14 protein-coding genes are annotated in these 12,622 nt (G+C 74.8%); 7 read left to right on the forward strand and 7 right to left on the reverse strand.

Features of this window, described 5'->3' with window-relative positions; translation table 11 throughout:
- Positions 1 to 122: 122 nt before the first annotated feature.
- A complete protein-coding gene (locus ACFVU9_RS03220; protein ID WP_387589352.1) occupies positions 123 to 1,745 on the reverse strand; it encodes an FAD-binding oxidoreductase in 1,623 nt (540 codons plus the stop codon).
- A 20-nt stretch (positions 1,746 to 1,765) separates the two neighbouring features.
- Here ACFVU9_RS03220 and ACFVU9_RS03225 point away from each other — a divergent pair, with 20 nt between their 5' ends.
- The gene (locus tag ACFVU9_RS03225; protein WP_380436029.1) at positions 1,766 to 2,377 is read left to right on the forward strand and encodes a TetR/AcrR family transcriptional regulator; all 612 of its coding nucleotides are present in this window, start codon (positions 1,766 to 1,768) and stop codon (positions 2,375 to 2,377) included.
- Positions 2,374 to 3,951, forward strand: coding sequence for a glycerol-3-phosphate dehydrogenase/oxidase (locus ACFVU9_RS03230; protein ID WP_387589355.1), 1,578 nt, complete (start codon positions 2,374 to 2,376; stop codon positions 3,949 to 3,951). Before ACFVU9_RS03225 ends, ACFVU9_RS03230 begins: the two co-directional genes overlap by 4 nt.
- 7 nt (positions 3,952 to 3,958) lie before the next feature.
- Here ACFVU9_RS03230 and ACFVU9_RS03235 read toward each other — a convergent pair whose 3' ends face one another.
- From ACFVU9_RS03235 to ACFVU9_RS03245, 3 genes are read right to left on the reverse strand one after another with little or no spacing between them, the layout of a single operon-like run.
- Complete coding sequence (locus ACFVU9_RS03235) at positions 3,959 to 4,450, reverse strand: hypothetical protein (RefSeq protein ID WP_387589358.1); 492 nt, start codon at positions 4,448 to 4,450, stop codon at positions 3,959 to 3,961.
- Complete coding sequence (locus ACFVU9_RS03240) at positions 4,447 to 4,968, reverse strand: MarR family winged helix-turn-helix transcriptional regulator (RefSeq protein ID WP_387589361.1); 522 nt, start codon at positions 4,966 to 4,968, stop codon at positions 4,447 to 4,449. The genes ACFVU9_RS03235 and ACFVU9_RS03240 overlap by 4 nt, the downstream gene beginning before the upstream one ends.
- 51 nt (positions 4,969 to 5,019) lie before the next feature.
- Complete coding sequence (locus tag ACFVU9_RS03245) at positions 5,020 to 5,313, reverse strand: hypothetical protein (RefSeq protein ID WP_329930833.1); 294 nt, start codon at positions 5,311 to 5,313, stop codon at positions 5,020 to 5,022.
- A 299-nt stretch (positions 5,314 to 5,612) separates the two neighbouring features.
- Between ACFVU9_RS03245 and ACFVU9_RS03250 the strand changes: the two genes are divergently transcribed.
- Positions 5,613 to 6,188: a TerD family protein gene (locus ACFVU9_RS03250; RefSeq protein WP_329930832.1), complete on the forward strand. Its 576-nt coding sequence runs from the start codon at positions 5,613 to 5,615 to the stop codon at positions 6,186 to 6,188.
- 80 nt (positions 6,189 to 6,268) lie between these two features.
- Here ACFVU9_RS03250 and ACFVU9_RS03255 read toward each other — a convergent pair whose 3' ends face one another.
- Positions 6,269 to 7,513 (reverse strand): monooxygenase, encoded by a 1,245-nt coding sequence (locus ACFVU9_RS03255; RefSeq protein WP_387589366.1) that lies wholly within the window; start codon positions 7,511 to 7,513, stop codon positions 6,269 to 6,271.
- Positions 7,514 to 7,685: 172 nt separating this feature from the next.
- Here ACFVU9_RS03255 and ACFVU9_RS03260 point away from each other — a divergent pair, with 172 nt between their 5' ends.
- From ACFVU9_RS03260 to ACFVU9_RS03270, 3 genes are all read left to right on the forward strand, one after another.
- Positions 7,686 to 9,725 carry an FAD-dependent oxidoreductase gene (locus ACFVU9_RS03260; RefSeq protein WP_387589369.1) on the forward strand — a complete coding sequence of 680 codons (2,040 nt, stop codon included), beginning with the start codon at positions 7,686 to 7,688 and terminating at the stop codon, positions 9,723 to 9,725.
- Between the two features lie 27 nt (positions 9,726 to 9,752).
- Positions 9,753 to 10,286, forward strand: a complete 534-nt coding sequence (locus tag ACFVU9_RS03265) for a PadR family transcriptional regulator (protein ID WP_380436041.1) — start codon at positions 9,753 to 9,755, stop codon at positions 10,284 to 10,286.
- A gap of 90 nt (positions 10,287 to 10,376) precedes the next feature.
- On the forward strand, positions 10,377 to 11,135 hold the full coding sequence (locus ACFVU9_RS03270) for a hypothetical protein (protein WP_380436043.1): 759 nt from the start codon (positions 10,377 to 10,379) through the stop codon (positions 11,133 to 11,135).
- Positions 11,136 to 11,146: 11 nt separating this feature from the next.
- On the opposite strand, the gene ACFVU9_RS03275 is transcribed toward ACFVU9_RS03270, so the two are convergent.
- Both ACFVU9_RS03275 and ACFVU9_RS03280 read right to left on the reverse strand, forming a co-directional pair.
- Positions 11,147 to 11,314 carry a hypothetical protein gene (locus ACFVU9_RS03275; RefSeq protein ID WP_380436045.1) on the reverse strand — a complete coding sequence of 56 codons (168 nt, stop codon included), beginning with the start codon at positions 11,312 to 11,314 and terminating at the stop codon, positions 11,147 to 11,149.
- Between the two features lie 62 nt (positions 11,315 to 11,376).
- Positions 11,377 to 12,072, reverse strand: coding sequence for a hypothetical protein (locus tag ACFVU9_RS03280; RefSeq protein WP_387589374.1), 696 nt, complete (start codon positions 12,070 to 12,072; stop codon positions 11,377 to 11,379).
- Between the two features lie 291 nt (positions 12,073 to 12,363).
- On the opposite strand from ACFVU9_RS03280, the gene ACFVU9_RS03285 reads away from it, so the two are divergent.
- Positions 12,364 to 12,606: a helix-turn-helix domain-containing protein gene (locus ACFVU9_RS03285; RefSeq protein ID WP_387589376.1), complete on the forward strand. Its 243-nt coding sequence runs from the start codon at positions 12,364 to 12,366 to the stop codon at positions 12,604 to 12,606.
- Positions 12,607 to 12,622: the final 16 nt, after the last annotated feature.

The raw sequence follows: 12,622 nt of genomic DNA on the forward strand, positions 1-12,622 counted from the left end.
GCGCTCGACCTCGACGCCGAGCGCCCGCAGCCGGGCGACGGCCCGCTCGGCGGCGGGCGCGGCGTGTCCCGCGCCCGCCGCCGGGTTGGCCAGCAGCGCGACGGTTCTCGGCGCGCGCGCCGTCACGGGATCAGCTTGCCCGGGTTGAGGATGCCCGCCGGGTCGAGCTCGGCCTTGACCGCGCGCAGGATCCGCACGCCCAACTCGCCGATCTCCTCGGTCATCCAGGGCCGGTGGTCGGCGCCGACGGCGTGGTGGTGGGTGATGGTGCCGCCCGCCGCGACGATCGCGTCGCAGGCCGCGTGCTTGGCGGCGCCCCACCGGGTGAGGGGGTCCTCGCCGAGGGCGGCGACGACGGTGAAGTAGAGCGAGGCGCCGGTCGGGTAGACGTGCGAGATGTGGCAGAGCACGAGCGCGCCGGGCAGCGCGGTGGTGAGCGCCTCGGTGACGGCGCTCCGCAGCCGCGGCAGGCGGCTCCAGTTCGTCGCCGTCTCCAGGGTCTCGCAGAGCGCGCCGGCGCCGAGCAGGGAGTCCCGCAGGTAGGGGGCGTTGAAGCGGCCGTGCTCCCAGGCGCGGGCGGGGGCCTCGCCGAGCGAGGTGCCGCCGGCCGCGAGGAGCACCTCGTGGGTGAGCCGGTGCCGGGCGGCGACCTGCTCCGCGGTGCCCTCGAAGACGGTGACGGCGAGGCAGCCGCTGACCGCGGGCGAGCCGCCGATCTGCTCGGTCATGGCCAGGTTGACCATGGTCTCGGCCTCGTCGGAGAGCCGGATGACGGTCGGTCCGGTGCCCTGCTGCTCGACGGCGCGCAGGGCGGCGGCGCCGGTCGCGAAGTCGGGGAAGCTCCAGGCCTCGTAGGCCTTGACGGCGGGCAGCGGGTGCACGCGGACCCGGACGGCGGTGATGATGCCGAGGGCGCCCTCCGAGCCGAGGAAGAGCTCGCGCAGGTCGGGGCCGGCGGCGGAGGCCGGGGCGCGGCCGAGGTCCAGCACGCCGACCGGGGTGACGACGCGCAGCCCGCGCACCATGTCGTCGAAGCGCCCGTGGCCGGCCGAGTCCTGGCCGGAGGAGCGGGTGGCCGCGAAGCCGCCGATGGTCGCGAAGCGGAAACTCTGCGGGTAGTGGCCGAGTTCGTGGCCGCGCTCGGCGAGCAGCGCTTCCGCGGCCGGGCCGGTGAGGCCGGCGCCGAGGAGGGCCTCGCCCGAGGTCTCGTCGAGGTCGAGCAGCTGGTCGAAGCGGCGCAGGTCGAGCGAGACGACGGCGTTCAGCCCGCCGCGCTCGGGGTCGAGGCCGCCGACCACGCTGGTGCCGCCGCCGAACGGCACGACGGCGATGCGGCGTTCGGCGCACAGCGCGAGCAGGGCGGCGATCTCGTCCTCGCTGCCGGGCAGCACGACGGCGTCGGGCGCGTCCTGCGGCTCGCGGCTGCGGCGGCGCAGCAGGTCGGGGGTGGACTTGCCACCGGCGCGGGGGAGGCGGTCGGCGTCGGCGGCGCTCACGTGCGCCTCGCCGACGGCGGCGGCGAGCGCCTTGAGGTCGGCGTCGGTGAGCCGGGAGGGGCGCAGGCGGACCTCGTCGGCGGTGGGGCCGGGCTCGGCGTCGCCGGTGACGCCGAGGGCGGCCGCGAGCAGTCCCTTGATGTCCGCGGACAGCTCCTTGGCGAGGGCCGGGTCGCCCCAGGCGTCCCACTTCATCGGGGGGAGCGGCAGCGCGGCGTCGGCCGGGCCCGCTTGCGTCTCAGGTGCCATGCGTTACAGTTTCACACATCATGTCAAGTAGTAACGCCGGCTCCCCGGCCTCCCAGGACGCCCCGCAGTCGCGCAGCACCGACGACGCGATCCTCGACGCCGCCGCCGAGCTGATCGTCCACCTCGGCGTGCGCCGGACGCAGCTGGCCGAGATCGCCCGCCGCGCCGGGGTCAGCCGGCCGACCGTCTACCGGCGCTGGCCGGACGTGAAGGCGGTGATCGGCGCGCTGCTCACCCGGGAGATCCTGGTGGCCACCCAGGAGGGCGACGTGCTGGACGTGCACGACCGCGAGACCTTCGTCGACCGCGTCGTCGAGGTCGCCGTCCGCCTGCGCGACCACCCGGTGCTCGGGGCGCTGCTGCACTCGGACGACTCCGACCTGCTCCTGGAGTACGTCGTCGAACGGCTCGGCGCCAGCCAGCGCGGCCTCCTGGAGGCGCTGCGCACCGGCATCGAGCAGGGCCAGGCGCACGGCTCGATCCGGGCCGGCGAGCCGCTCGAACTGGCCGCCATGGTGCTCCTGATCGCCCAGTCCACCGTCCAGTCGCACCGCATGGTCGCCTCCCTGCTCCCCGAGGCGGCCTGGCGGCGCGAACTGGCCCGAGCGTTGAACGGATACCTCGCGCCATGACGTCTCCCTCCACTCCCTCCACGCCGGCCGCGGGCCCCTTCGCGGGGTCGAGCCGGCTCAACGGCATCAGGCGGGCGGTGGAGCTGGACGCGCTCGCCGACCGGCCGCAGGTCGACCTGCTGGTGATCGGCGGCGGCGTCACCGGCGCCGGCGTGGCCCTGGACGCAGCCGCGCGCGGCCTGCGCACGGTCCTCGTCGAGTCCCGCGACCTCGCGTTCGGCACCAGCCGCTGGAGCTCCAAGCTGGTGCACGGCGGCCTGCGCTACCTCGCCTCCGGGCGGATCGGCGTGGCCCGCGAGAGCGCCGTCGAGCGCGGGGTGCTGATGACCCGCACCGCGCCGCACCTCATCCGGGCACTGCCCCAGCTCGTGCCGCTGCTCCCGGACCTGCTGCGCCCCGGGCAGGGCGCGCTGATCCGCGCCGGCTTCCACGCCGGCGACGCGCTGCGGCTGAGCGCCGGCACGCCGGGCGCGCTGCTGCCCCGGATGCGCCGGATCGACGCCGAGCGGACCCGCCGCCTCGTGCCGGGCGTCCGGACGGCCGGGCTGCGCGGCGCACTCGTCGCGCACGACGGCCAACTCGTGGACGACGCACGGCTGGTGCTCGCGCTGGCCAGGACGGCCGCGCAGTACGGCGCGACGGTGCTGACCCGGGTCCGCGCCGAGGACGTCACCGGCGGCTCGGCCCGGCTGGTCGACACGGTGGGCGGCCACGAACTGACGATCCGCGCCGGCGCCGTGATCAACGCCACCGGGGTGTGGGCGGGCGAGGTGGACCCGTCGATCCGGCTGCGCCCCAGCCGCGGCACCCACGTCCTGGTCGACGCCGCCGCGCTCGGCCACCCGACGGCCGCGCTCACCGTGCCGGTGCCCGGCTCGACCAGCCGCTTCGTCTTCGCACTGCCGCAGCAGCTCGGACGGGTCGCGATCGGCCTCACCGACGAGGACGCGCCGGGTCCGATCCCGGACGAGCCGGTGCCGACGGACGGCGAGATCGGCTTCCTCCTCGACACCGTCAACGCGGCCCTGAGTACCGCGCTGACCAGGGCGGACGTCCGTGGCGCCTACGCCGGGCTGCGCCCGCTGATCGACACCGGGGGCGGGAGCACGGCCGACATCTCCCGCGAGCACGCGGTGCTGGAGTCCCCGTCGGGGATGGTCACGGTGGTCGGCGGCAAGCTCACCACCTACCGGCGGATGGCCGAGGACGCGGTGGACGCCGCCGTCCGCCTGCGCGGCCTCCCGGCGCGGGCGTGCTGGACGGCCCGGCTGCCGCTGGTCGGCGCCCCCGGGCACCGCGACAGCCGCCCGCTCCCGGAGCGCGGTGTGCCCGCCTCGCTGCTCGCCCGCCACGGCGGCGCTGCGGCGGAGGTGCTGGAGGCCGGCGAGCTCACGCCGGTCGCCGAGGGGATCGACGTGATGCGCGCGGAGATCGCCTACGCCGTGACCCACGAGGGCGCGCTGGACGTGGCGGACGTGCTCCACCGCCGGACCAGGATCGGCCTGGTGGCGGAGGACGCGGGGCGGGCGGCGAAGGCCGTCGAGGAGATCCTGACGGAGTGCCAGGAAAGCTGACGGAGCGTCAGGAGGGCTGGCGGTCGAAGGGCTTGAGGTCGGGCTCGATCCACTCGGTCCGGGCGCGGTCGTCGGCGAGCGTCCCGGGCCGGTAGTGGCGGGCGAGCAGCCCCTTGTCGAACAGGTCGGGGTGGCGGTCGGCGAAGGCGGTGAAGTCCTCGTCGTCGGTGGCGTGTCGAGCGACCAGCTCGACCCAGGCCCGGGTCATCGTCACGTGGAACTTCTGCGGCGCCCCGGCCCGGGTGGCGGTGGCCCGGATGCCGTCGGCGACCAGGGTGAGCGCGGCGGCGCGGCCGTGCCGCCGGACGGCGAGCCAGGTGAGGTGGACGTGCCGGCGGTGGTCGAAGCGCTCGGCGCCGGCCGTCGCCTCCTGCATCAGGGCGGTGAACTCGGCCGGTGCGGCGGCGGGTTCGGGCGCCGCCGCCAGTGTGGACGCCGGTATGGACGCCGGTATGGACGCGGGTGCGGCGGGAGTGTGCGGGGTGTCGTGCGGGGTCATGCGGAAGCCTTCGTCAGGGCCAGGAGCACGGCGTGGAAGCCGTCCACCTGCGCGGGGGTGAGGTCGCGGAGCGCGCGGTGCTCCAGGCCGGTCACGGTCCGCCGGACGGTGTCGGCGGCCTGCCGGCCGGAGGCGGTGAGCTCGACCAGGACCGAGCGGCGGTCGCCGGCGCGGGCGCCGCGGGTGATGTGGCCGCGCTGCTCCAGGCGGTCGAGCACCCCGGTCAGGGTGGTCGGCCGGGTGCCGACGGCGGCGCCCAGCTCGGAGGCCGTCCGGGCCCGCCCGTCGGAGAGGTTGGCGAGCGCGTTGATCTCGGAGGCGGTGAGGCCGAGGACGGCCAGTTCGGCGGCCAGCAGCTGGAGCGTGGCGTGGGTGGCCCGCTGGAGCGCGAGCAGTGCGGAGGCGCCGGGAGCGCCGTGGGTGTCCGGAGTGTCGTGGGTGTCAGGAGTGTCGTGGGTGTCAGGAGTGTCGAGGGCGCCGGGCTCGGCGGCCTCGGGGGGTGCGGGATCGGACGTCACGTTCTCGGATATTACGGTTCCGTAGTATCCCGGGCAAGCCGGGCGCGCGCCTCAGCGTCCGACCCGCTCCGGCATCGCCCGTGCGGCCCCGGCCAGCTCCAGCACGCACGTGAGCGGGTGCTCCGCGACCCCCGTGCGGTCCAGCCGCACGGCGAGCGGCACCGGCGGTTCCTCGGCGAGCTGTCCGGCCAGCGTCAGCGGGTAGGAGCCGTGCCCGTGCACGCGGTGGAACGCGCACTCCTTGCCGTCCACCAGCAGTTCGGTCTCGGTGATCCAGCCGGAGCGGACGTTGACGGTGACCGAGTGGCCGGCCTGGTCGAGGTGGAAGCTGTGCCGCTGGCGCATCGGATCCTCCCGCGCGGTCGCGGGGCGGGGCGCCCCGCCCGCACGGCCAGTGTAGGTCGGCCGCCCCGGCCGGGCCCGTCCGTGCGGAAGCCGGGCCCGTCCGCGTGGAAACCCGGCCCGTCCGCGTGGAAACCGGGCCGGCCGCTGGAAACCCGGTGGTCGCGGAGCTGCGCGGGCCGCGGCCGGTTCCCGCGCGCGTCCCTGAGAAAAGCCGGGGGTCGGCAGCGACCGCAGGTGGATTCTCGTGATCTCTACAGTGTTGTAGATTCCTCGGCAGGGAGAGATCCGAGGAGGGAATCGTGGGAGTTTCGCTGGCCAAGGGCGGCAACGTCTCGCTGAGCAAGGAGGCGCCCGGTCTGAGCGCCGTGATCATCGGGCTCGGCTGGGACGTCCGGACCACCACCGGTGCGGACTACGACCTGGACGCCAGCGCGCTGCTCTGCAACGCCCTCGGCAAGGTCGTGTCGGACCAGCACTTCGTGTTCTTCAACAACCTGCGCAGCCCGGAGGGTTCGGTCGAGCACAGCGGCGACAACCTGACCGGTGGCGGCGACGGTGACGACGAGCAGATCAAGGTCGACCTGGCCCGGGTGCCCGCCGACGTGGCGAAGGTGGTCTTCCCGGTGTCGATCTACGACGCCGACGCCCGCATGCAGAACTTCGGGCAGGTCCGCAACGCGTTCATCCGCGTCGTCAACCAGGCCAACGGGCAGGAGATCGCCCGCTACGACCTGAGCGAGGACGCCTCCACCGAGACCGCGATGGTCTTCGGCGAGCTGTACCGCAACGGCGGCGAGTGGAAGTTCCGCGCGATAGGCCAGGGCTACGCCTCCGGCCTGCGCGGCATCGCGAGCGACTACGGCGTCAACGTCTGACCGTCCGGCCCGTCTTCACGGGCCCAGGCGGAGTGCCGAGCGGGCCGCGCGACATGCGCGGCCCGCTCGTCCGCGTTCGTTCAGGTCCCCGGCCGTGAGCCGAGGGGGCTGCCGCCGAAACCCCCGCTGCCGGTGACCTGTCGGTGCCACCAGTCGGCCATCGCGGGTTCGTCCATGGCCGACCAGTCCGGCGCGTCGACGACCTGCGCCGCGCCGAGTCGGCGGCCCAGGTCCACCAACTCCAGCCCCGCCGTGCCCCGTTCGCGCTCGTAGACGGACAGTGCGGCGGTCCACGAACCGTCGGCGCCGCGCACCGCCTCCTCGAAGGCGTGCGCGTCCTGGAGGGCCTTCACCGCGCCACTGGTGTTGTGCGGACGCACGACCGTGGCGGCGTCGCCGGCGAGCAGCAGGCGCCCGGCCGTGCGCCGCGGGGTCGCGAGGTCGTAGATCGGCTGGAGGAAGGTGCGCTCCGGCGGGGTCAGGGTGACCACGGCGGCCCAGTACGGCGGCAGCCGCCGTTCGGCGAGCTCGGCGAGTTCGTCCGCGCGCCCGGCGTCCAGCGCGCCCGCCGGGATGCTGGTCGGGCCGCTCAGACGCAGCCAGTCGGGGGTGGGTGCGTAGAAGACCCAGTTCACCTGCGTGGTGCCAGGGTCGACGCCCGGGATGCGGTAGAGCACGACCTGGCCGCCCGGGTAGCAGACCGTCGCGCATTCCTCCTCCGGCCAGGCCCGCGCCCCGCCGGGCAGCTGTTCCAGCAGCGTGGCGTCGTAACTGCCGCGCCAGCACACGTACCCGGCGTACTCGGGTCCCACCTGCGGGCAGACGGCCTCGCGGACCGCCGAGCGGTAGCCGTCCGCGCCGATCACCAGGTCGTACGGCTCGCGGCCCCCGTGGCCGTCGGCCACCCAGGCGCCGTCGCCGTCGCCGTTGCTGACCTCCGTGACCGTCGTGCCGAGGCGGAACTCGACGTTGGCGGGCGTCCGTGCGCGCAGGGACTGCCAGAGCACGCCCCAGTGGAACGAGTGGAACTCGAACGGCTGGGTCCACAGCCGCCGTCCGCGCGCGTCGCCGCCCGGCGTGTCGTCGCGGGTGATCCAGCGGCGCAGGGCGAGGCGGTGGCGGCGGACGTCCGCCGGGACGTGCCCGGCGTCGACGAGCTCGGTGAAGCGGGCGTCCTGCATGCAGAGGCCGACGCCGCGGTCCTCCAGCAGGCCCGGACTGCGCTCCAGGACCACGACCCGCTCGGCCCCCTGCCGGGCCGCCGCCCGGGCGAAGGCGCTTCCGGCGATGCTGCCGCCGACCACGGCGATCGAGCCACCCCTCATGTCCGTCCCCTCCTGTGCATCCGATTGCTCGACTGCTTCGACTGATTCGACTGCTCCGGCGTTGCCCGTGCCAGGACGATACCGCCGCGCCATTATGCAACTAGTTGCACATGGCTCCGGGCGTCCCCTACCCTGCGGTAACCAGAGCACCCCCGCCCTCCAGGAGACGTCGATGAGCGCCACGCCCGGCAGCCCCTACCCCCACCTGCTCAGCCCGCTCGACCTCGGCTTCACCACCCTGCCCAACCGCGTGGTGATGGGCTCGATGCACGTCGGCCTGGAGGAGGCCCCCGACGGCTTCGACCGCATGGCCGCCTTCTACGCCGAGCGCGCCCGCGGCGGCGTCGGCCTGATCGTCACCGGCGGCATCGCCCCCAACGAGGCCGGGCGCCCCTGGGAGGGCGGCGCGATGCTCACCACCGAGGAGGAAGCGGACAAGCACCGCGTCGTCACCGACGCCGTGCACGCGGCCGGCGGCAGGATCGCGATGCAGATCCTCCACTTCGGCCGCTACGCCTACCACCGCGACCTCGTCGCCCCCAGCGCGCTCCAGGCGCCGATCAGCCCGTTCGTCCCGAACGCGCTCACCGCCGAGCAGGTCGAGCAGACCGTCGAGGACTTCGTGCGCTGCGCCGAGCTCGCCCGCCGCGCCGGCTACGACGGCGTCGAGATCATGGGCTCCGAGGGCTACCTGATCAACGAGTTCGTCGTCGCGGCCACCAACCGGCGCGAGGACGAGTGGGGCGGGCCGTACGAGCGGCGGATGCGCTTCCCGGTCGAGATCGTCCGCCGGGTCCGCGAGCGGGTCGGCGAGGACTTCATCATCGTCTACCGCCTCTCCATGCTCGACCTCGTGCCCGGCGGCTCCACCCTCGCCGAGGTCGTGCAGCTCGCCCAGGCCGTCGAGGCGGCCGGCGCGAGCATCATCAACACCGGCATCGGCTGGCACGAGGCCCGCATCCCCACCATCGCCACCTCGGTGCCGCGCGGCGGCTTCGCGTGGGTCACCAAGAAGGTGATGGGCTCGGTCGGCATCCCGCTCGTCACCACCAACCGCATCAACACCCCGGAGATCGGCGAGCAGCTGCTCGCCGACGGCTACGCCGACCTGGTGTCGATGGCCCGCCCGCTGCTCGCCGACGCCGACTTCGTCGCCAAGGCCGCCGACGACCGCGCCGACTCCATCAACACCTGCATCGGCTGCAACCAGGCCTGCCTCGACCACACCTTCAACCTCCAGATCACCTCCTGCCTGGTCAACCCGCGCGCCTGCCACGAGACCGAGCTCGTGCTCTCGCCGACCAAGCTCCGCAAGCGCATCGGCGTCGTCGGGGCCGGCCCGGCCGGGCTCGCGTTCACCGTCTCGGCCGCCGAACGCGGCCACGACGTCACGCTGTTCGACGCGGCCGACGCGATCGGCGGGCAGCTGGACATCGCCCGCCGCATCCCCGGCAAGGAGGAGTTCGACGAGACGCTGCGCTACTACCGCACCCGGCTGGCCGAGCTGGGCGTCACCCAGCGCCTCGGCGCCGTCGTCACCGCCGAACAGCTCACCGCCGAGGGCTTCGACGAGATCGTCCTCGCCACCGGCGTCACCCCCCGCACCCCCGCGGACCTCCCCGGCGTCGACCACCCCAGCGTGGTCGGCTACCTCGACGTCCTGCGCGACGGCGCCCACGTCGGCGAGCGCGTCGCGATCCTCGGCGCCGGCGGCATCGGCTTCGACGTCGCCGAGTACCTCACCGACCAGGGCGACGCCGCCAGCCTCAACCCGCCCGCCTTCCAGGCCAAGTGGGGCATCGACGCGGAGTACCGGGAGCGCGGCGGCCTGCGCCGGCCCGAGCAGCCCAAGCCCCCGCGCCAGGTGCACCTGCTCCAGCGCAAGACCACCAAGGTCGGCGCCGGACTCGGCAAGACCACCGGCTGGATCCACCGCACCGAACTCAAGCACCGCGGCGTCAAGATGGTCGCCGGCGTCACCTACGACCTCATCGACGACGCCGGACTGCACGTCACCATCGACGGCGAGCGCCAGCTCCTGCCCGTCGACACCGTCGTGCTCTGCACCGGCCAGGAACCGCGCCGCGACCTCGACGCCGAGCTGCGCGCCCTCGGCCGCACCCCGCACCTGATCGGCGGCGCCGACGTGGCCGCCGAACTCGACGCCAAGCGGGCCATCAAGCAGGGCACCGAGCTGGCGGCGGCGCTGTAGTCGCGAACGGCCCCTAGGATCGACCGCATGTCGCTGCCCCACGCCATCCTCACCGCCCTGCTGGAGAGACCCTCCTCGGGACTGGAGCTGACCAGGCGCTTCGACAAGTCGATCGGTTTCTTCTGGCCCGCGACCCACCAGCAGATCTACCGCGAGCTGGGCCGGCTGGAGGCCTCCGGACACATCCGGGCCCTCCCGCAGGCCGGCCCGGCCCGCGGCCAGAAGAAGGAGTACGAGGTGCTGGCGGCCGGCCGCGCCGAGCTCGAACGCTGGACGGCCGAGGGCTCCGACCCGCGGGCCGTCCGCGAACCGCTGCTGCTGCGGCTGCGCGCCGCGGCCGTCGTCGGCTCCGCCGGTCTCGACGCCGAGCTCCGGCGGCATCTCGCCCTTCACCAGGCGCAGTTGGCCGACTACCTGCGGATCGAGCAGCACGACTTCCCGGCCGAACGCGCCGACGACGAGAACCGGCTCCAGCACGCCGTGCTGCGGGCCGGCATCGGTCTGGAGACGTTCTGGGTGGAGTGGCTCACCGCGACCCTGGACGCGCTGCCGGCCGACTGACCTGCGGCTTTCCGTCCCCGCGCGCTCCCCGCCGACCCCGGTGGGACACTGGTGGCCTGTCCCTGCCCGAACTCTCGACCGGGGGCCCGCATGTCTCACTCCAGGCCGCTCCACGCCCTCACCGCCGCAGCGCTCGTCGCGGCGGTCGTCTTAGGCCCGGCGCACCTGGCCGCCGCGGCGCCGGCGCAGGACCTCCCCACGGCCGACCAGCTCAAGGCGGCGCTGCTCACCGTCGACGACGTCGGCCCCGGCTACACCGAGGTCCCCACCACCAGCAGCCCCGCCCCCGGCGAGAACCCCTCCCCGGCCAGCGGCTGCGACGCCCTCAGCGCGCTCATCAACATGCACGCGGACGCCACCCCGACGCCCGGGAGCCCGCACGTCGAGGCCGAACTCGACGGCGAGGACGGCAACCCGATGGTGACCGAGAACCTCACCGCCGAGGACGCGGGCAAGCTCACCACCGACTTCAACACCGCCACCGACGCGTTCCGCACCTGCCACCAGATCACCTTCAACGCGGGCACCGAGGACTCGGTGAGCTTCACCGTCGCCCCCGTGACCCTCGGCGACCGCCCCGACGCCCCCGCCGTCCGCCTCGACGGCACCCTGGCCGGCGTCCAGCTCAACGCCTACATCGGCATCGAGCGCTTCGGCACGGTCGCGATGGTCTTCGGTTTCTTCCAGCGCCAGGACGCGGGCTCCCAGGAGGCGTCCTTCCAGTACCGCACCGCCGTGGCCAAGGCCGAACGCACCCTCGGTTCCACGGCCGGCAGCACCGCGCCCCCGACCCTGCCCACGACCACCCGGTCCGGCGGCACGTCCGGCACCCAGCCCGCGGCGGTCTGAGCCGGCGGCGCTCAGCCGATGACGACCATTCCGGCCATGGCGACGACGAACCCGGGCAGGGCCCAGCGCCAGTCGCTGCCGCCGGCGGCCGTCTTCGCGCGGGGGACGTTGCGGGAGTGGGCGAGGAGGCCCAGGCCGACGAGGAAGATCGGCCAGCCGATGAGGTGCCGGAGCAGCATGGGCCGAGCCTATCCGGCCACGGCACCGGGGCGTGTCTTTCGGATCGGCCGGGAGCGGACCTCTACCGGTCGGCGTCCTCGGCCAGTTGGAGGCGCAGGTGGGCGGGGCAGGCCGGGTTGGCGGCGACCCGGGCGCGGACGCGCGGGCTGCGGTCGCGGGCGAGCCTGGCCAGGACATCGGGCGGGCAGTGCGGGTTGCCGGCGCCCCACTCGCGTTCGCGCCGGTAGGCGGAGGCCGCGGCGGTGCGGAGGAGGGCGGCGTCCGTGGTGTGGGCGAGGGCCCACCAGCGGACGTACCGGTGGGGGTCGCGGACGGCCGCGTCGACGAGTGCGGGCGGGGCGGCCGGGTTGGTGACGACCGAGATCCGCACCTCCACGTCCGGGTCGCCGCCGAGGCGCTGCAGCGCGGCGGCGGGGGTGTGCGGGTTGCCCGCGGCGGCGTTGCGCACCGGCCGGCTGCCGCGCAGGGCGGCCTGGTACAGGGCGCGTTCGGAGCGGGTGCGGGTCACCGCGTGGACGCGGACGGCCTCGTGGCGGTCGGTGGCGAGCCGGTCGACGACGTCGGCCGGTGCGGTCGCGTACCGGGCGACGGCGAGGCGGACGGCCGACGAGGTGCTCGCCGCCAGGGTGCGCAGCACCTCGTCGGGCAGGCCGTCCCGCAGGGCCGGGCGTTCGCCCTCATGGCACCAGGCGGGCGCGGCGAGCGCCCGCCCGCAGCCGTCGGCGTACGTCTCCCCGCAGAGCAACTCCCCGTCCACAGTGGCCTCCTGAGCGCACGCAGCCCGTTCTGCCACGGTAAGGGCGCACTGGCGGCGACGGGTACGGCGCCCGGGGGCGCGTCGGCGGCCGGGTGGCGTCTCGCGGTTCCGGGGCCGCCCGTGATCCGCTCGACGGAAGCGGCGGCCGGGCCGTCAAGTGCCCGAACTCCCACGCGGCGGTCAAGAATTCTTGACCGCCGCTTCGAACGCCCGGACCCGGCGGTGTGCCACGCTGTGCGCCGAACCGCCGCGCGTGCGCGTGCCGACGACGCGTGCCGACGAGGAGACGCCGTGAGCGAGCCGAGACGCCCGATCGAGGACTTCCCCGCCCACCCGGCCGGCGACCCGGCCGCCGACCTCGCCCACGCGGTCCGCGAGCGCCGCACCGCCCTCGGGATCTCCGTCGTAGACCTGGCGGAGCAAACGAAGTTGACGGCGCGTCAGATCCGTGCGATCGAGGCCGGCCACGCCGCGCCGACCCTGCCGCTCCTGACCGCCCTCGCCGCAGCGCTGCGCACCGCGTTCACCGCCTAGTGCCGTGGCGCTCGGG

Origin of the sequence: Kitasatospora sp. NPDC057936 (assembly GCF_042887525.1) — a bacterium.
GTDB lineage: Bacteria > Actinomycetota > Actinomycetes > Streptomycetales > Streptomycetaceae > Kitasatospora.

Bases quoted from the DNA above. Each gene is read 5' to 3' on its own strand.
- ACFVU9_RS03220 (WP_387589352.1), bottom strand. From the start codon at position 1,745: ATGGCACCTGAGACGCAAGCGGGCCCGGCCGACGCCGCGCTGCCGCTC.
- ACFVU9_RS03225 (WP_380436029.1), top strand. From the start codon at position 1,766: ATGTCAAGTAGTAACGCCGGCTCCCCGGCCTCCCAGGACGCCCCGCAG.
- ACFVU9_RS03230 (WP_387589355.1), top strand. From the start codon at position 2,374: ATGACGTCTCCCTCCACTCCCTCCACGCCGGCCGCGGGCCCCTTCGCG.
- ACFVU9_RS03235 (WP_387589358.1), bottom strand. From the start codon at position 4,450: ATGACCCCGCACGACACCCCGCACACTCCCGCCGCACCCGCGTCCATA.
- ACFVU9_RS03245 (WP_329930833.1), bottom strand. From the start codon at position 5,313: ATGCGCCAGCGGCACAGCTTCCACCTCGACCAGGCCGGCCACTCGGTC.
- ACFVU9_RS03255 (WP_387589366.1), bottom strand. From the start codon at position 7,513: ATGAGGGGTGGCTCGATCGCCGTGGTCGGCGGCAGCATCGCCGGAAGC.
- ACFVU9_RS03260 (WP_387589369.1), top strand. From the start codon at position 7,686: ATGAGCGCCACGCCCGGCAGCCCCTACCCCCACCTGCTCAGCCCGCTC.
- ACFVU9_RS03265 (WP_380436041.1), top strand. From the start codon at position 9,753: ATGTCGCTGCCCCACGCCATCCTCACCGCCCTGCTGGAGAGACCCTCC.
- ACFVU9_RS03270 (WP_380436043.1), top strand. From the start codon at position 10,377: ATGTCTCACTCCAGGCCGCTCCACGCCCTCACCGCCGCAGCGCTCGTC.
- ACFVU9_RS03275 (WP_380436045.1), bottom strand. From the start codon at position 11,314: ATGCTGCTCCGGCACCTCATCGGCTGGCCGATCTTCCTCGTCGGCCTG.